Annotated in this window: 18 protein-coding genes; 9 read left to right on the forward strand and 9 right to left on the reverse strand. The window is 43.7% G+C overall.

Features of this window, described 5'->3' with window-relative positions:
- Positions 1–36: 36 nt before the first annotated feature.
- Positions 37–1,551 carry a glycine betaine uptake BCCT transporter gene (locus tag NR125_RS22510; protein ID WP_256816162.1) on the reverse strand — a complete coding sequence of 505 codons (1,515 nt, stop codon included), beginning with the start codon at positions 1,549–1,551 and terminating at the stop codon, positions 37–39.
- Between the two features lie 141 nt (positions 1,552–1,692).
- On the opposite strand from NR125_RS22510, the gene NR125_RS22515 reads away from it, so the two are divergent.
- The 5 genes from NR125_RS22515 (at position 1,693) to NR125_RS22535 (ending at position 6,422) form a co-directional block, all read left to right on the forward strand.
- Entirely contained in the window at positions 1,693–2,190 is a 498-nt protein-coding gene (locus NR125_RS22515; protein ID WP_009335047.1) for a DinB family protein, read from the forward strand.
- Positions 2,171–2,971, forward strand: a complete 801-nt coding sequence (locus NR125_RS22520; RefSeq protein WP_159344289.1) for a GNAT family N-acetyltransferase — start codon at positions 2,171–2,173, stop codon at positions 2,969–2,971. Before NR125_RS22515 ends, NR125_RS22520 begins: the two co-directional genes overlap by 20 nt.
- 129 nt (positions 2,972–3,100) lie before the next feature.
- Complete coding sequence (locus NR125_RS22525) at positions 3,101–3,652, forward strand: cupredoxin domain-containing protein (protein WP_019382620.1); 552 nt, start codon at positions 3,101–3,103, stop codon at positions 3,650–3,652.
- On the forward strand, positions 3,645–5,111 hold the full coding sequence (locus NR125_RS22530; RefSeq protein WP_251174014.1) for a cbb3-type cytochrome c oxidase subunit I: 1,467 nt from the start codon (positions 3,645–3,647) through the stop codon (positions 5,109–5,111). The genes NR125_RS22525 and NR125_RS22530 overlap by 8 nt, the downstream gene beginning before the upstream one ends.
- An 87-nt stretch (positions 5,112–5,198) precedes the next feature.
- A complete protein-coding gene (locus NR125_RS22535) occupies positions 5,199–6,422 on the forward strand; it encodes an MFS transporter (RefSeq protein ID WP_009335043.1) in 1,224 nt (407 codons plus the stop codon).
- A gap of 34 nt (positions 6,423–6,456) precedes the next feature.
- Here the strand turns inward: NR125_RS22535 and NR125_RS22540 are convergent, their stop codons facing one another.
- Together NR125_RS22540 and NR125_RS22545 are read right to left on the reverse strand one after the other, a co-directional pair.
- A complete protein-coding gene (locus NR125_RS22540; RefSeq protein WP_009335042.1) occupies positions 6,457–7,413 on the reverse strand; it encodes a calcium/sodium antiporter in 957 nt (318 codons plus the stop codon).
- A gap of 84 nt (positions 7,414–7,497) precedes the next feature.
- Positions 7,498–8,241, reverse strand: a complete 744-nt coding sequence (locus tag NR125_RS22545) for a DUF3784 domain-containing protein (RefSeq protein WP_061791934.1) — start codon at positions 8,239–8,241, stop codon at positions 7,498–7,500.
- 114 nt (positions 8,242–8,355) lie between these two features.
- On the opposite strand from NR125_RS22545, the gene NR125_RS22550 reads away from it, so the two are divergent.
- Together NR125_RS22550 and NR125_RS22555 are read left to right on the forward strand one after the other, a co-directional pair.
- Positions 8,356–8,580 carry a hypothetical protein gene (locus NR125_RS22550; protein WP_009335040.1) on the forward strand — a complete coding sequence of 75 codons (225 nt, stop codon included), beginning with the start codon at positions 8,356–8,358 and terminating at the stop codon, positions 8,578–8,580.
- Positions 8,581–8,650: 70 nt separating this feature from the next.
- Positions 8,651–9,259, forward strand: coding sequence for an exonuclease domain-containing protein (locus NR125_RS22555; protein ID WP_009335039.1), 609 nt, complete (start codon positions 8,651–8,653; stop codon positions 9,257–9,259).
- A 59-nt stretch (positions 9,260–9,318) separates the two neighbouring features.
- Here the strand turns inward: NR125_RS22555 and NR125_RS22560 are convergent, their stop codons facing one another.
- Genes NR125_RS22560 through NR125_RS22570 form a run of 3 tightly spaced genes read right to left on the reverse strand, consistent with a single transcriptional unit; the run spans position 9,319 to position 11,003 of the window.
- Positions 9,319–10,572, reverse strand: coding sequence for an ATP-binding protein (locus NR125_RS22560; protein ID WP_256816163.1), 1,254 nt, complete (start codon positions 10,570–10,572; stop codon positions 9,319–9,321).
- A gap of 48 nt (positions 10,573–10,620) precedes the next feature.
- Complete coding sequence (locus NR125_RS22565) at positions 10,621–10,815, reverse strand: YwbE family protein (RefSeq protein ID WP_009335037.1); 195 nt, start codon at positions 10,813–10,815, stop codon at positions 10,621–10,623.
- On the reverse strand, positions 10,815–11,003 hold the full coding sequence (locus NR125_RS22570) for a hypothetical protein (protein WP_009335036.1): 189 nt from the start codon (positions 11,001–11,003) through the stop codon (positions 10,815–10,817). Before NR125_RS22570 ends, NR125_RS22565 begins: the two co-directional genes overlap by 1 nt.
- 217 nt (positions 11,004–11,220) lie before the next feature.
- Here NR125_RS22570 and NR125_RS22575 point away from each other — a divergent pair, with 217 nt between their 5' ends.
- Positions 11,221–13,047 carry a M6 family metalloprotease domain-containing protein gene (locus tag NR125_RS22575; RefSeq protein WP_256816164.1) on the forward strand — a complete coding sequence of 609 codons (1,827 nt, stop codon included), beginning with the start codon at positions 11,221–11,223 and terminating at the stop codon, positions 13,045–13,047.
- 42 nt (positions 13,048–13,089) lie between these two features.
- On the opposite strand, the gene NR125_RS22580 is transcribed toward NR125_RS22575, so the two are convergent.
- From NR125_RS22580 to NR125_RS22590, 3 genes are read right to left on the reverse strand one after another with little or no spacing between them, the layout of a single operon-like run.
- Complete coding sequence (locus NR125_RS22580; RefSeq protein ID WP_009335034.1) at positions 13,090–14,010, reverse strand: ketopantoate reductase family protein; 921 nt, start codon at positions 14,008–14,010, stop codon at positions 13,090–13,092.
- Between the two features lie 56 nt (positions 14,011–14,066).
- Positions 14,067–14,213, reverse strand: a complete 147-nt coding sequence (locus NR125_RS22585; protein ID WP_019382616.1) for a hypothetical protein — start codon at positions 14,211–14,213, stop codon at positions 14,067–14,069.
- Positions 14,213–15,664, reverse strand: coding sequence for a carbon starvation CstA family protein (locus tag NR125_RS22590; protein WP_019382615.1), 1,452 nt, complete (start codon positions 15,662–15,664; stop codon positions 14,213–14,215). Before NR125_RS22590 ends, NR125_RS22585 begins: the two co-directional genes overlap by 1 nt.
- Before the next feature lie 205 nt (positions 15,665–15,869).
- Between NR125_RS22590 and NR125_RS22595 the strand changes: the two genes are divergently transcribed.
- On the forward strand, positions 15,870–16,070 hold a 201-nt coding region (locus NR125_RS22595), incomplete at its 3' end, for a hypothetical protein (RefSeq protein WP_256816165.1).

A 16,070-nucleotide genomic window follows, 5' to 3' on the forward strand; every position in this document is an offset into this window, starting at 1 on the left:
GGAAAACCTGCAGACGCCATATCTGCAGGTTTTGTTTTACACTTTCTTCTTCGGGATTTTTCCTATCCCCAGCTCCTTCGCTTCTTTCTGCAGAGCCTTGATCAGACTGAAGGTCATTAATGCCATGATGACGGAGAAAGGAAGAGCTGCTGCAATCATCGTATTCTGCAGTGCTTGAAGCCCGCCGGAATAAAGCAGAACCAATGAGATGGCAGCAAGCAATATTCCCCAGACCATTTTTATCTTATTGCCAGGATGGTGTGAGCCATTTGTGGTCATCATTCCTAAGACATATGTGCCGGAGTCGGCAGAGGTAATAAAGAATGTACAAATGAGCAGAATGGCGATGACTGAAAGGATCGTTCCCATCGGCAAGTTGGAAAATACACCAAATAAAGCTTCCTCAGTAGCCAATTCGGAAATTTTGGCAACACCGTTATGCTCTTGCATCATTGCTGTCCCGCCAAAAGTTGCAAACCATATGAAGCCTATTAGCGATGGCACAAGGAGGACCCCAAAAACAAATTCCCGGATGGTTCTCCCTTTTGAAACACGGGCGATAAAAATCCCTACGAAGGGTGCCCAGGCAATCCACCAGGCCCAGTAAAAAATCGTCCAGGCATTAATCCATTCCCTGACTTCTGGATCTAACGGCGCAATTCTGAGGCTCATGCCAGGCAAATTCTGCAGATAAGACCCAAGTGTATTGGTGAACAGGTTTAAGATGAACAAAGAAGGTCCCAGGAAAAAAGTGAGCAAAAATAGAATCACTGCTAAAATCATATTGGCATTGCTCAAGATTTTGATGCCCTTGCCAAGTCCAGACCATGCGGATATCATGAAAAGAACCGTAACAATAGCCACAATAATGAACTGGACTGTAATGCTAACCGGTATGCCAAAAAGATAAGACAACCCTCCGTTAATCTGCACAGCCCCAAACCCAAGTGTCGTTGCCACACCAATCACAGTCGCAACCACTGAAAGAATATCAATGATCTTCCCTGTTGCTTTCTGTGTATGGTCGCCTAAAATCGGCTTTAAAGTGGCACTGATCAAACCGGGTTCCCCGTGGCGGAAAATAAAGTAAGCCAAAACAAGCGCCACAATTCCATAAATCGCCCATGCATGGATTCCCCAATGGAAGTAAGTATATCTCATGGCATGCCTAATGGCCTGGTCAGTCCCTACCTCTCCGCCAGTTGGAGACCCAACTGCATAGTGATAAATCGGTTCAGCTGCACCCCAGAAAACCAGGCCGATCCCCATTCCCGCACTAAACAGCATCGCAAACCAAGTAGGGCGGGAAAATTCGGGTTTGTCATCCGGCTTCCCAAGCTTAATTCTGCCTAATGGACTTATTAAAAAGTACAAATTAACAATAACGATAAATGATACAAGAATTAAATAATACCAGCCGAATTTATCGGTGATAAAAGCCTGTACATTTGCGGTCACTCTCTCCAGCGAATCCGGGACAAAAACACCGAATAAAACAAGCAATAATAATATGCCCACCGATATATAGAAAACCATTAAGTTCTTCTTCACATACAATCCCCTTTCTTCTCATGCCGCTTCCATTAGGATTAAATATATGGCAAGTAATTATGCGGAGGAAAAAGAAATTTGCAGGAAATTACCATATGCTGACGAAATTCCATAGGTATCTGGACAAGGAGGTAAGAGAATATGCTGACATTATTTCGCTATAACTGGCAAGTGCGCGATGAGTGGTTTGAATGGTGCCGCCAGCTCTCAGCCGAAGAGCTGAATGCCAATCGGACTGGAGGAGTTGGGGGCATTCTGGAAACCCTTTTTCATATCGTGGATGTAGAATACAGCTGGATTTGTGCCATTCAGGGCAAGGAAGTGAAAGACCCCCTGTTTTCCGACTATGATGAACTGGAAAAAGTAAGGGCACTTTCTGAAGAATACCGCATGGAATTAGAAAGTTTTTTTCAGGAGGAATGGCCGGTTCCATATAATGAGTTTGTTACACCGCCATGGATGGAGAGGCAATATAAAAAGGGAGATATCCTGAATCATGTCATTGCCCATGAAATCCATCATATCGGCCAGCTGTCTGTATGGGCAAGAGAGATGAATCTAACGCCGATATCAGCAAATCTGATAGGAAGGAACTTGAATCAAATAAGGGGAATGGAAAATGATCAGAAGGCTAACTGAACTAGACGATGAAATTTGCTTCAGCTTTTTAAAGCAGCAGCCGGCTGAGAATCTGTTTATTATTGGAGATATTGAAGCATACGGCTATGAGCAGGAATTCCAAAAGGTGTGGGGAGAGTTCGATGAAAGCGGAAATTTAATCGCAGTATTATTAAAATATGAAGAAAATTACATCCCCTTTGCAGCAGGAGATTTTGATGCCAGGGGGTTTGCGGAAATCATGCTCGGGGATCCGAATCTTGGGATGATGTCTGGCCTAAAAGCTGTAACTGCAAAAATTGAACCTCATCTTTCAAATCGCATAAAAAGAAAACGGGAAACTTATTATGCAAAGTGCGTGGAAATAATGGACGAAGGTATTGATGCATCAGCAGTTTGCCAGGCTGGCCCTGAAGATGCTGAACAGCTGGTGGAGCTTCTGAACAGCATTCCTGAATTCAGCGATTCAGCCATTACTGTTGAACGAAAACGCAGGGGTCTAAAGGATGGCTCATCCCGTTCCTTTTTTATTACAGAGGAGGGAAAAATGGTCAGCACCGCTTCAACTGCAGCCGAAAATTCCCTTTCTGCCATGGTCGTCGGCGTCGCAACAGATCGTAATTACAAAAAGAAAGGCTATGCCACCCAATGCATGGTCAAGCTCTGCCGCCAGCTTCTTTCGGAGCATAAAGAACTATGTCTGTTTTATGATAATCCGGCTGCCGGCACCATCTATAAACGCATCGGGTTTGAAGATATCGGTTTTTGGATGATGTACACGATAGAAAAGGAAATGTCCTGATCCAGGGCATTTTTTTTGCGGGAATATTTCAAAAAAATCGTCAAATAGGACATATATCACCGAATTAAATAATGAGCTTCCATAAAATAAAGTTTGGGGGGATTTGAAAATTTTATTGGAGGGGTAGGAATGTATCAGCAAATCGCCATGTATGCGACTGTTTTCTTTGTGTTCCTGCTGGCGCTGGCATTTGCGTTTGTCTACGGAGAATCCAAGCGCAGCGGAGAGTATAGCACCATCCAGGAAAAAGGATATAAAATCAGGAAATTCTATTTTCTCGGGCTAATTGCCATTATGGCTTTTGCCACTGTCATGACGCTTGGCAGGCTGCCGTACGACAGCAATCAGGCCGAAGCGGAAGGCTTAAATGAAGGGATAGTAGTGAAGGTAACTGGAATACAATATGCGTGGGAGATGAGTGAGGAAACATTTAAAGCAGGGGACAAGGTCCAATTTGATGTGACGGCTTCGGATGTTACCCATGGTTTTGGCTTATACAATGAGAATATGGAGCTTGTTGCACAAACTCAGGCAATGCCTGGATATACGAATACAGTTTATTATACTTTTAAAGAACCTGGAACTTATCAAATATTATGCCTTGAATACTGTTCAGCCGGACATCATGTGATGGTTAAAGAAATTGTTGTCGAACCGGAAGGGGGAGCTTCTGATGAATGAAGCGATTCACCCATTAGCCAGGAAAACAGTGGTCTGGCATCTGGCTGTAACTTCACTTGTCTTAATTCTTATGATGATCTTTGGTGTTATTATGCTGATGAATCAGGGTGAAATGATCAGCATCACGCCGCAGTGGTTTTATAAAATCATGACTGCGCACGGAACAGGCATGGTCGGCATCGCTGCATTGGGAGGAACGGCCATCTTATGGTACTTCCTGTCTAAATACGTAAAACTGAACCCTGCCATCCTCATTGTAAACTTTGTCCTTTTTTTAACCGGAGTCTCGATGGTTCTCATCGCCATTTTTGTCTTTGACTTTTCCGATGGCTGGACATTTTTATATCCGCTTCCTGCTCAGTCAGCCAAAATGTATGGGGCGGCAGGTGCGGTATTCTTCTTATCGGGCATGCTGGTTCTTGGCTTTGGTTTTTTAATTCTTTACATGTACCTGGCTGCGAGACTGACAGCAGTTTATGGGGGCCTTGGAAAGGCACTCGGATGGGATATCATTTTCAGGGGGAAAAAAGGATATGGTCCGCCTGCTGCTGTCGTGGCGACTGCCATGGTCATCATAACCAATTCGACTGCACTGCTGGCAGGAGCCACGGTGCTGGCGGCATCCCTCGTAAATATTATCAACCCGGCCGTCACGATGGACCCCCTGCTTGCCAAGCATCTTACGTATGCGTTCGGCCATATCTTTGCCAATTGCACCATCTATATGGCTGTTATTGCCGTCTATGAGGTCCTCTCAGAATATACAAAACGACCGTGGAAAGCTAACAAGGTTTTTTTAATTGCGTGGAACTGCTCGACACTCTTTACCTTAATGATCTATACGCACCATTTACTGATGGACTTTGCGGTGCCAAAATGGATGCTCATCATCGGGCAGGTGTTTTCCTATGCAAACGGCTTGCCCGTTATGGTCGTTACAGCCTACGGAGCGCTGATGATTGTCTACCGCTCGCGGATGAAATGGGACTTTACATCAAGCCTGTTTTTCCTTTCCATGTTCGGATGGGTGGCAGGAGCAATCCCGGCTATCATTGATGCCACCATTGTCGTCAATCATGTAATGCATAACACGAAATGGGTTCCGGGCCATTTCCATACGTATATGGGAATGGGTGTAGTCGCCATGATTATTGGGTTTATGTATTATTTTAATAAGACCGAAGGCAATCAGGAGCACAGGGGAATCGATACGTTCACCATTGCTCTCTATTTTGTTTTTTTTATGGGACTTGTGGGCTCTTTCCTTTATGCAGGCGGAATCAGTGCACCAAGAAGATGGTCAGAACACCTGCCGCAATGGGTGCTGTCCGACCAGGTAGGCGCAGTCAGCGGAATCTTTATCGTTCTGGCCGCAATCATCTTCACCGCAAGATTTTTTTCCGGGTTAAGATGTGTTGGCAGTCAGGTTCCTTACCAAAAAAAATCAGCAGCTGGCTGAGAAATAGGCGCTCTGGAGATTCTTCTCCAGGGCTTTTTTTATGATATAGTGATAATTAAGAATATTATAAATACATAAAGGTGATCTATGAAAATATTTAATTGGAAAATGGCGTCCTTTCTGCTGACAGGGATTGGAATATCCAGACTGGGAGATTTTATTTACCTGATTGCTATTAATTTGATTGTCTATGACATGACCGGATCAGCAGCTGCTGTAGCAGGATTATGGATCATAGGTCCAGTCACTTCCGTTTTAACCAATTCATGGAGCGGAGGCTTGATAGATCGGAAAAATAAAAAGAGCATTATGATTTGGACGGACTTGGCCAGAGCCATGGGTGTAGCTCTGATACCATTTCTCGGAAGCATTGGCTTCATTTATGCAGTCCTCTTTCTAATCAGTATGGCGAAGGCTCTATTTATGCCGGCTTCCGCAACGTATATAGCCAAGCTGGTTCCAATTGAAAGCAGAAAAAGGTTCAACTCCATCAACAGTCTTGTTACCTCAGGCGCTTTTATCGTGGGGCCAGCCATCGCAGGCGGATTATTTCTGATTGGAACCATCGAAACTGCCATCTATTTAAATGCGGCTTCCTTTGTCTTTTCAGCTGTCATCATCTGGGTGCTTCCAGATATGGATAAAGATTTAAAGTCCCCTTCTGTACAAACATCAGCCTATGAAACGCTCCGGGATGATTGGAAGCAGGTTATCATGTTTGCCGGGAGAGAGGTTTTTATCATTTCTGTTTACGGGTGTTTTCTGGCATTCGGTTTGTTCTCGCTCGCAATGGATTCCCAAGAAGTTGTGTTTATCCAGGATGTTGTGGGGCTGACAGAAGCGGATTATAGTTTCCTTGTCAGCATCAGCGGGATTGGTTTTGCGCTGGGAGCTCTCTTTATCACCATCGTTTCAAGAATGCTTAGCATCAAACAGCTCATGGGCTATGGCATGCTTTTGACCGCAGCGGGTTATCTGATTTATGCATTGGCAGACTCCTTTATGCTGGTGGTCATGGGATTCACTGTACTGGGCATTTTTAATGCTTTCTCAAGTGCGGGATACCAAACCTTTTATCAGAATAATGTGCCTGTGGAAATTATGGGCAGAATGACAAGTGTGATCGGTGTCATCCAAAGCTTTGCTCAGATTATCCTGCTCTTTGGAATCGGTGTTCTCGGAGATCTGTTTCCGCTCCGTTATACGATTGTCATTTTAGCAGTCCTGAATTTAATCCTTTCTCTTTATGTCTGCCGGCAGCTGCTGAAGCCGGGGAAGCAGCAGTATTTTTCAGAAACAACCTCCTCTTAAAAGAAACGCCGGCCCAATTGGACCGGCGCGGGCATTAATTCCTCATAATGATATAAATCAAATACATAATGTAAGAGGCTGCGAGAAAGCCGCCCTCATATTTTCCTACAGCATAATGGCTTCTTGAGAAGATGAGGAGCACAAATGTGATTAAAATTAATATCGTAATATCGACGAATATCTTAGGGTCCACAGGGAGCGGTGATATGGCGGCTGAAGCCCCGAGGACAAACAGGATGTTAAAGATATTGCTCCCAACAATATTTCCAAGAGCGATTTCACTTTCTTTTTTTATGGCTGCGGCGACAGAGGTCACCAGTTCCGGCAGAGAGGTTCCGATGGCAACAATCGTTAAGCCAACCAATGTTTCACTCATTCCCAAAGAGTAAGCAATCTCTGTACTGCTTCTGACTACCAAATCACCGCCAAAAATAATGGCAGCCAATCCGGCAATCGTCAAAAGGCTTTGCTTCGTCCATTGTCCAGCGCTTGTTTTTATAGGATCAGCATGGGTACTGCTTCGGCTTTCCCGGGCCACTTCAAATAAATAGTACATGAATACAGCAAAAATCAGCAGCAAAACAAGGCCATCACTGCGTGAAACCACATTGCTGCCGATTGAGTCCAGATATGTATCACTAATGAAAATCATAAGTGCGGCAGTGGCAAGCAAAGTGAATGGAATCTCCTTGCGGATGGTGGTGCTCTCCACTTTCAGGGGAAAAATCATGGCGGTAATGCCGACAACCAGTGTGATGTTAAAAATATTACTGCCGACGACATTCCCGATAGCCACATCGGCATTGCCATCGAGCGCTGCCAGAATGCTGACTGTGGCTTCAGGCGAACTTGTTCCAAACGCAACGATTGTCAGCCCGACCAGCAGCGGAGAAATCTTGAGAAACCCGGCAATTTTTGAAGCGCCATCCACAAAGAAGTTTGCCCCTGCTATTAAAAGGGCAAATCCTATGATCAGAAGTAAATATGACACTTTTCGAAGCACCTCCTATAATTACTATGATTATCCAATTATGGATTGTATTTAGTAAATCTTCAACTAAAAGCCACCGGAATGTTATGCCGGCGGCTTCGTTTGTTTTTCCGCTTCTTTTTTGAGCTCCTCATACCAGATCTGAGTTTCTGAGGAATCTTTGCTGTTAACAAATATCTGCTCATCTTTGACCTCAATGTATAGAATGGGCGTATGCTCTTTTTGGATGAATAATAGGCTGCTGCCATAGCCAGTCACTTTGAAATGTCCCTGTGCAAGAGTAGGGAGGCCGATACCATTTTGTTTCCAGGTTACTTCAGGCATCTCCTCCAATAATTGTACGGACTGAATATCCCGATAATCCCACTTATCTCCGTACATCCCGGAGATTTCAAATGAATCCTCCTCTAATGCCATTTCATAGCCTTTATGACTGGAGACGGTCAGATAAACGATAGGGCCAAACGTTACAATGAAGAGAATGCTGGCAATTATATAACTGCGTTTTCTTTTGGCCGGCACTTCATATCTGGATAAGTAGACGAGTCCGCCAAGCAATATGACCAGCATGAAGCCGAATTGCGCTTCGGCTGCGAATCTGAATTCGGTAAACGAGAGAGGCAGGAGCACCAGCATTCCGATAGCGGTGCCTATAAGCAGGCTTCCGATTTTTTGCGGATACCTGTTTTCTATTAATGATTCTTTCTCTTCTTCGGGCCGCGATGCGAATCCGGAAATGAGCCAGTAAGCCTTTTTGAATCTTACTGCCCACCCGAGAATCAGGAAGAGCGCGATCACGGCAATTTGTGTAATGACAAGTCCGATCATGGGAAAAACCTCCTTACTATTCTTACGGAGAAAACCGCCGTTTTGTTTCGTATTTGGTATAATAATAAGACAGTATCTTTTAAAAAATGTATTGAAATAAGGGGAGGAACATCCTTGAAAAGCAAAAATATTTTATTTTATATATTGCTGGTACTTTTGCTCACTACCGTTGTCAGCATTGTTATGGGCTATCATACCTTCGGCTTTGGGGTAGGGTTTCTGTTCGCATTTCTGTCTCTTTCCACAGGATATTTCTATTCCATGAAAAACCGGGAATATATGCATCAGAATTATCATGCCGACTATGTGGACCGATTAAAGAACGATAAAAAGATCTAAGAGCGGTTCCGCTGGCATTCAGCACTCCTCTATTATATGCTTAATTTAAAATGAATAGAGGAGGCTGGCCATGAGAAACAAGGAAAAGATGGGGCTGCTGCTGGATGTGGAGACGACGGGACTTGGACCAAATTCCGATGAAATCATCGAACTGGCATTAAAGCTGTTTTCCTACCGTGCGGATACAGGGGAGATCCTTGATATTAAGGATAAAGCTGCATTCCTGCGGGAGCCCATAAGCAAATCGGCCAAAAACAATTACAGCCGCGCTTTTAGAGTTCACGGAATTCCTTATGAAGCTGTCAGCGGTAAATGCTTTGATGATATCAAAATAAAAAAATATTTCTTTCATGCCGATTCCGTTTTCGCTCATAATGCATCCTTTGACCGCAGCTTTTTATACCGGATGTATCCTGAAGACATCAACGAATTAAAATGGTATTGCACAATGAGAAGTGTCCCATGGAAGGAATATGGTTTTACAGACAGCAAGCTGCTGACGCTCCTTCAGTCCCATCAGATTGCAGAAAGCCAGACGCATAGGGCTATGGATGATATTACATACCTCTTAGAACTGCTGAAAAAAACAAATCCTGCCGGGGATTTCTATATGCGTGATGTTCTGGCAAAAGGTCCGATGAGAAAATACCAGCCTGCGATTCAGGGCCGGCTTGGTTAAAAGGCAATACAGCAAAAGAGTGCACTCAGGCACTCTTTTTTTTGGCAATTTTTCTTTCCTTATTCACTCTTCAGCAGGGGCAGTATGATTTTCACTGTCGTTCCCTTGCCAATATCGCTGTCATATTCTATCGTTCCTTGCATTTCACGGATGATTTTGTTCGTAACCATGCTGCCAAGTCCAGTTCCCTTCGTCTTTGTTGTATAAAAAGGCAGTCCGATATTCTCTAATTGCTCGGATGTCATGCCTCGGCCGTTGTCTGAAATGGTTATTTCAACCGTGTTGTGAAAATAATCAGCAGAGGTGAAAATTTGAATCCTTCCCTTTTCCGGGACTGATTCTATACCATTCTTGATCACATTCATGATGGCCTGTTTTAGGTGGTGTTCATCTCCCTGCACATAAAAAGGCCCTTTATCCGCGTATTCAATCACCACATTGGCATAAGAAGCAAGGGGTCTCATGAGCAGTACGCAATCCTGAATCACGTCATGCAGGGGGACATTAGCCAGATGGAACTGCTCGGGCTTTGAGACTTTTAAATAGTTTGTAATGATGCTGTTTGTACGATCCAATTCCTCAATAATGAGCGGGGAGAACTTTTTTAAGCTCTCATCCGACGTATCCTGGCTCAAATATTGAATGAAGCCCCTCACAGTGGATAAAGGATTTCTGATTTCATGTGCGATGGAAGCTGCCAGCTGGCCGACCATTGTCAGCTTATCCATATACATCATTTCACTGATCTGTTTATTCGTTTTGAAAAGATTTTCGATGACAAAAATAAGTGCAATAAATGTCAGGTAAAACGCAACGAAGTAAGTCAGGTAAAAGAATGTATCAAGAAAAATGACGGCTGTGGCAATGATGGATATATATAAGTAAAAATAAAAGAACAGAATAAAAGAACCAGTCACTACCCGATGGCTGGAATTAAGAAACACTCGTCTTAGGGAAAGGGTAATCAAAAATGCCAGAATGGAAACCAAAATTCCAATATAAATGAACTGTCCGCCTATTAAATAGCGGGTAATGACGGTACTCAGCATCACAATAGAGCCGGGAAGCCATCCTGTATACAGCGTCACGATCATGATGGCGACCATGCGCAAATCAAAATGGGTTTCCCCCAGCGTTTCAATAGGATAAAACATGCATAAAAGTGCTCCGAATGAGCCGAGAAGTCCGTAAATCAATTTTTGTTTAAGGGTAAGAGGGGTCTTTGTCTGATATGGAAAAAACAAATTCCCGTTAAACGTAAATGAAAAAAGTATTGTAATGTTTACCAGTAAAGGCTTGATCAGTGTAACCAATAGTCTCCTCCCAGTATAACCAAATCTAGTGTAAGGGAACTGTCCCTATTAACGTAAAATTTGTTTTACCCGGCCAACCTGTCCATCTTCGAGTCTCACTTTTATACCGTGCGGGTGAGAAGGTGACTTTGTTAGAATGTCTTTCACTATTCCTTCTGTCAGCACACCTGTCCGCTGATCCTTTTTAAGAACAATTTTTACTTTTAACCCAGGCGCGATTGCAGCGCGATTCTGCCCTTCCATTATACACCCGTCCGTTTCCGCTGGTTATTGGTCTTCTTTGTCTGCTGGCTTTTCAATGCTTTCGCCGATTTAACCGGAGTATTATTGAACTTTCCGCCTGCCTGCTCTTGTTTTTTATTCATAAGCTGCTGTTTCATTGCTTCTTTTAAGCTGATTTTTTTTCGATTATTGTCTTCTATATGAGTCATGTTAGAGTCTCCTTTATCTACATATCCCTCTATTATAAATCATTAAACAGTTAAAGGAAATTTCACAGAGAAATAATCTTTTTACCTGTAACTTTTCAGAAAAATAAGTCTTTTAGACCACGAGAAATCTTATAAACCATCCTTTGTTCCTATTTTGAAAATACTGAATATTTTGTACTATTTAGATTACAGAAACAGATTATAGGGAGTGAGTCAAATGTTAAAAGTTCTATCCACTTCAGCTTTATCCCTTGCTTTAGCAGGAAGTGCCGTTTTTGCAGGAGCGGGACCGGCAGATACTCAGGCAAAGCAGGAAAGTAAATATCAAATCAGTCTTGCCCATCATGTAGGTGCGTCGCCGGAGCTTGCTGCAAAAGCAAAGGAATTGGGAATCGATCTATCAAAGGTCGATCCGGCTGAGAAAGCAGCAAAGGCAGGAGCCAAGTTCCAGCAGCCTGGTGACAATCATGTGGCGTATAAAGCAGCAACAGGAGATATACCGGTTCTTGTTCTTCTGGCAAAGTATTCGGATGGTGATGAGCCGGTCGGTGATATGCCTGGACAAGTTCCAGCTGAGTATTATGAGGATTTAATTTTTGGAACAGAGTATAATCCTTATGAGCTTCCTCAATTCCAGAAATATGATGGTGAGAATGTTCCAAAGGACCGCACGATGCAAAATGCTTATAAAGAATCCAGCTATGGAAAAACCAACCTGGTCCGCAAGGAAAACACCGAATTTGTATGGGTAGAGATGCCTAAAGGTGCTTCATACTACTTGGATCAGGAAGGTAAATATGCTGAAAATGGTACATACGTTAATGGCAATGTGAATGGGGATGCCCATACAGGCGAATTCATCCGTGACTTGCTGAAAGCGGCAGACGAGCAGGTTGACTTCTCGAAGTATGCTGAGAATGGGGAAGTGCCTAATATCTTCGTCATTCATGAAGGTACAGGAGCTGAATTCAGCCGTGACCCGGCACAGTTCTGGTCACATAAGTGGAGCCTGCTAAGTGCTTTATATTATGGGAAATACTATGAAACTGGCAAACCTGCAGATGTACATGCTGGCATGTATCAAAATGAATGGATTAATAAAACAGTTGCAGAAGATATGACCTATGACGGAGTAGTAGTCAATAACTACAACATTCAGCCAGGCATCGGCGGAAACGTTGCCGGTTTCGATGCAGCTACTAATACCTACAAAGAAGAAGCAAAAACGGGTCCATTCCCTGCACAAACCGGGGTTTACGCTCATGAATTTGGACATGCGCTAGGATTGCCTGATTTCTATGATACGGTTTACAGCTCTGAAGGTGTAGGAAACTACTCAATGATGGCAGGCGGCTCCTGGATGCGCTATCCGGATGCTGCAGCTTATGCAGGAAACTCTCCAACGCACTTTGATCCGTTCTCTAAGATATTCTTGGGGTGGGTAAATCCAATTGAAGTAAAGCCTGAAGATGGCGTGAAAGAAATCACGCTTCCGGCGATCAATAAAGCAACTGCTGATAACGGCATCGTCAAAATGGAAGTGCCGGGCTCTAATGGCACTGAATACTTCCTATTTGAAAACGTTCAGCAGGATGGCTTTAACAAAGGCTTAATTCGCCAGGGGGCAGATTCTAAAGGGTTAATGGCATGGCACGTAGATGAGAACATCATCAACCTGTACCAGACTGCCGGCTTCCGTCCGAATAATGTGGAAAACTGGATGAACAAACGCTTCCAGTACAACCAATCTGAAACAGCAAGTGATGGTACAGTTGTAACTCACTACGGTTTATCTGTTCTTCAGGCTGATGGCAAGTATGACTTGGAGAAAAATCTAAACCGCGGTGATGCAGGAGATTTCTTCAAAACCGGAGGGAAAATCACACCTGTATCCGGAAATGTTCACACTGGTTCTTACTACTTCTGGAAGGGCTATAGCTCAACGCCGGCTGATTCCGGAATCCATGTAACTGACATTAAAGAAAATGCCGATGGATCCATCACGGCGAAATTCTACTATAATACAAACAGCAGCAAAAAATAATAAACTAAAAATCCGAGCGGGTTGGCCTGCTCGGATTTTGGTTTAAAGACTATTTTTTTCATAAACTTTTAAGTTAGCATAAATCGCACCGATAACAGGAGCATCCAAATCCAGCAGCTCAGCTTTTTTCAGCAAATATCCAAAGAAATGATCGGCTTCGATAGCCTGCTGCTTTTCCATATCGCGCTGCAGGGAGGATTTCATTTCATAGCCCATTTCGTTTATTTTTTGCACCTGCGCATCTTCAATCCCATCAGCCAGCGGAGCATCCAAGCCCCTCATAATAGCAGATGCTTCCTTCAAAACTATTTTAACGGTATTTAATCCGAATGCCTGATCTCGAATCGGCCCGATGGGTGAACGGAACAGGGAAGTGACACCAGAAAGTGTGGAGATAAAGAGGTACTTATGCCACATCTCCTGCTCGATATTTTCGGATAGGCGGAAGTTTGCTTTTGTACCTGAAAATGCCTCTTGAAGCTTCAGGATCCGCTCTGTTTTTTCACCGGATCGTTCCCCAAAAACAAAGTCATGGACCGGGCTTGTCTGAATCACTTTCCCATTTTCACCAAGAGTGGTTTCAATAAAGCAAAGGCCGCCAAGAACGTTCGCTGCCCCAAAAGCGGCTGTTAGTTGATCCATATGTGCGATTCCATTTAAGAGAGGAAGAATCAAGGTACTATCGCCTGTGAAGGGACGGATATCCTCTATAGCTCCCTCAAGATGATAGGCTTTTGTAGAGAGCAGGATGACATCGAATGCATCTGCCTTTTCTCCGGCCTGGATCGTTTTCGGCTCAGGAAAAGTCATATCCCCATGCACACTTTCCGCTAGAAGCCCGTATTTCTCAAGCTGCTGCTTTCGTTTCTCCCTTACCAAAAAAGTAACATCCTCGCCTTTTTCCAAAAGTCTTCCGCCAAAATAGCCGCCAATGGCGCCGGCTCCGACAACTAATATTCTCATTTTTTTGTGCCTCCTTAGGTTAAATGGAAAAGTGCACGCATGAACGTGCACTTTTGCTAAGTTAAATAGTAGAATAATCCGATTACAAATATTGCACCAAAAATCAATTTAGCAAGGAGAGGAAGAGAATCTGTCCCTTTTTCGTTTACTTTCTTCTCTTCCTCATTTACCGTTTCACGGTATTTTGGACTGCAGCAGCCCATTAAGCGGATTTCTTCCAGCCGGAAATATCTTCTTCCAGCGGCAGGTTATTCGCCCGAGCCTTTTTAGCAGCGGAGAAGAATAGTGCCACTAGAATGACGGTACCGATGGCTCCGCCAATCCAGGAAGCATTCATTGATAAACCGAACCCGATTTGCGCATTAAAGATATACGTTAGGACCATTAACAGCATGAAGATTCCAGGTATAAGGGAAATCCAGTAATTCTTCTTCGCGATATACAAGTACATGGCACCGACAAACAGCGCGATAACCGCAGTTGATTGGTTAGCCCAGCTGAAGTATCTCCATAAGATGTTAAAGTCGATTTGCGTAAGTGCCAAAGAAAGAGCAAACAATGGGATAGCGATCCACAAACGGCTGGAAATTTTCTTTTGGGAGAAGTTAATATAGTCAGCAATAATCATACGTGCACTTCGGAAAGCTGTATCTCCGGAAGTGATCGGAAGGACCACGACACCAAGAATCGCAAGTGTTCCGCCGATTGCCCCAAGCATTAAGGTAGAAGCTTCGCTTACCACAGCACCAGGACCTCCGTTAGCAAGGAAATCACTTAATCCGTTATAACCATCGAATAAGCTCATCGCGGCAGCAGCCCAGATCATGGCGATAACACCTTCTGCAATCATCATGCCATAGAAAATCTTGCGTCCCTGATTTTCATTCTGAGTTGTACGGGAAATAATCGGCGTCTGTGTTGCATGGAAACCGGAAAGAGCCCCGCAAGTGATAGTGAAAAACAGCAATGGGAAAATAGGTGCGTTAGCCGGATGGAAATTCTGCAGAGAAATTTCCGGAATATCGGCACCAGTTGCCACTAAACCAATACCTACGCCAAGTGCGCTGATTAAAAGCAATGCGCCAAAGTATGGGTACAGGCGTCCGATGATTTTATCAACAGGCAGCAAAGTCGCCAAAATATAATAGATGAAAATTGCAGCAATGATTAGAGTTAGTGAGATTTTTTGATCCATTACCACATAAAGCAGATCAGCCGGAGTTGTAACAAACACCGTACCAACCAATAACAGAAGAAGAACGGCGAAAGCGTTCACAACATGCTTCATGACTTTCCCGAGGAACTTGCTCGCAAGCTCAGGCAAATGCGCGCCGCGGTTGCGGATCGAAATCATTCCAGTTAAATAATCATGAACGGCACCGGCAAAAATACAGCCGACCACGATCCAGATAAAGGCTACAGGTCCGTAAAGCGCTCCCATAATCGGGCCGAAAATCGGACCAGTACCTGCAATATTCAGTAGCTGAATCAACGAGTTCTTTGGTGTGCTCATTGCGATATAGTCCACACCGTCAGCATGCGTGTAGGCCGGAGTCGTCCGTGCCTCCTTCACACCGAATACTTTTTCAACAAACTTGCCGTACGTAAAATAACCAATAATTAAAAGTGCAATACAGACTAAAAAAGTAATCATCATTATCCCCCTTTATGAATGCGTTTACATTAATTATATAAGAAGAGAAGGAAATTTGAACAATTTGTGTCCAACATGTAAAAAACAAAGATTAAAATGCAGTGATGGGGGATTAACATGCATCGAAGGGTATGAATGTATAGAAAATTCGTTATATTTAGTGGTTAGCAGTCCAGTTAAACTAAATATATAGTGCCAAAGCGATTTGGAGAGTGCAATCCCCATCGATTTTGGCGCAATTCCCAGTAAAAAGAGCGCAAACCCGTTCTCAAAGCGCAAAAACCTCCAGATAAGCGCAAACAGACACAATAACAGCGCGAAACCGAAGCAGAAGAGCGCAATCCCCATCGATTTTGGCGCAATTCATAGTAAAAAGGGCGCAAACCCGATTTTAAAGCGCAAAAAC

The sequence above is a fragment of the Cytobacillus sp. Bac17 genome (assembly GCF_024519925.1).
GTDB lineage: Bacteria > Bacillota > Bacilli > Bacillales > Cytobacillaceae > Cytobacillus > Cytobacillus pseudoceanisediminis.

Bases quoted from the DNA above. Each gene is read 5' to 3' on its own strand.
- NR125_RS22575 (WP_256816164.1), top strand. From the start codon at position 11,221: ATGTTAAAAGTTCTATCCACTTCAGCTTTATCCCTTGCTTTAGCAGGA.
- NR125_RS22515 (WP_009335047.1), top strand. From the start codon at position 1,693: ATGCTGACATTATTTCGCTATAACTGGCAAGTGCGCGATGAGTGGTTT.
- NR125_RS22590 (WP_019382615.1), bottom strand. From the start codon at position 15,664: ATGATTACTTTTTTAGTCTGTATTGCACTTTTAATTATTGGTTATTTT.
- NR125_RS22555 (WP_009335039.1), top strand. From the start codon at position 8,651: ATGAGAAACAAGGAAAAGATGGGGCTGCTGCTGGATGTGGAGACGACG.
- NR125_RS22530 (WP_251174014.1), top strand. From the start codon at position 3,645: ATGAATGAAGCGATTCACCCATTAGCCAGGAAAACAGTGGTCTGGCAT.
- NR125_RS22545 (WP_061791934.1), bottom strand. From the start codon at position 8,241: ATGATCGGACTTGTCATTACACAAATTGCCGTGATCGCGCTCTTCCTG.
- NR125_RS22535 (WP_009335043.1), top strand. From the start codon at position 5,199: ATGAAAATATTTAATTGGAAAATGGCGTCCTTTCTGCTGACAGGGATT.
- NR125_RS22580 (WP_009335034.1), bottom strand. From the start codon at position 14,010: ATGAGAATATTAGTTGTCGGAGCCGGCGCCATTGGCGGCTATTTTGGC.
- NR125_RS22585 (WP_019382616.1), bottom strand. From the start codon at position 14,213: ATGGGCTGCTGCAGTCCAAAATACCGTGAAACGGTAAATGAGGAAGAG.
- NR125_RS22520 (WP_159344289.1), top strand. From the start codon at position 2,171: ATGATCAGAAGGCTAACTGAACTAGACGATGAAATTTGCTTCAGCTTT.
- NR125_RS22565 (WP_009335037.1), bottom strand. From the start codon at position 10,815: ATGGAAGGGCAGAATCGCGCTGCAATCGCGCCTGGGTTAAAAGTAAAA.
- NR125_RS22570 (WP_009335036.1), bottom strand. From the start codon at position 11,003: ATGACTCATATAGAAGACAATAATCGAAAAAAAATCAGCTTAAAAGAA.
- NR125_RS22525 (WP_019382620.1), top strand. From the start codon at position 3,101: ATGTATCAGCAAATCGCCATGTATGCGACTGTTTTCTTTGTGTTCCTG.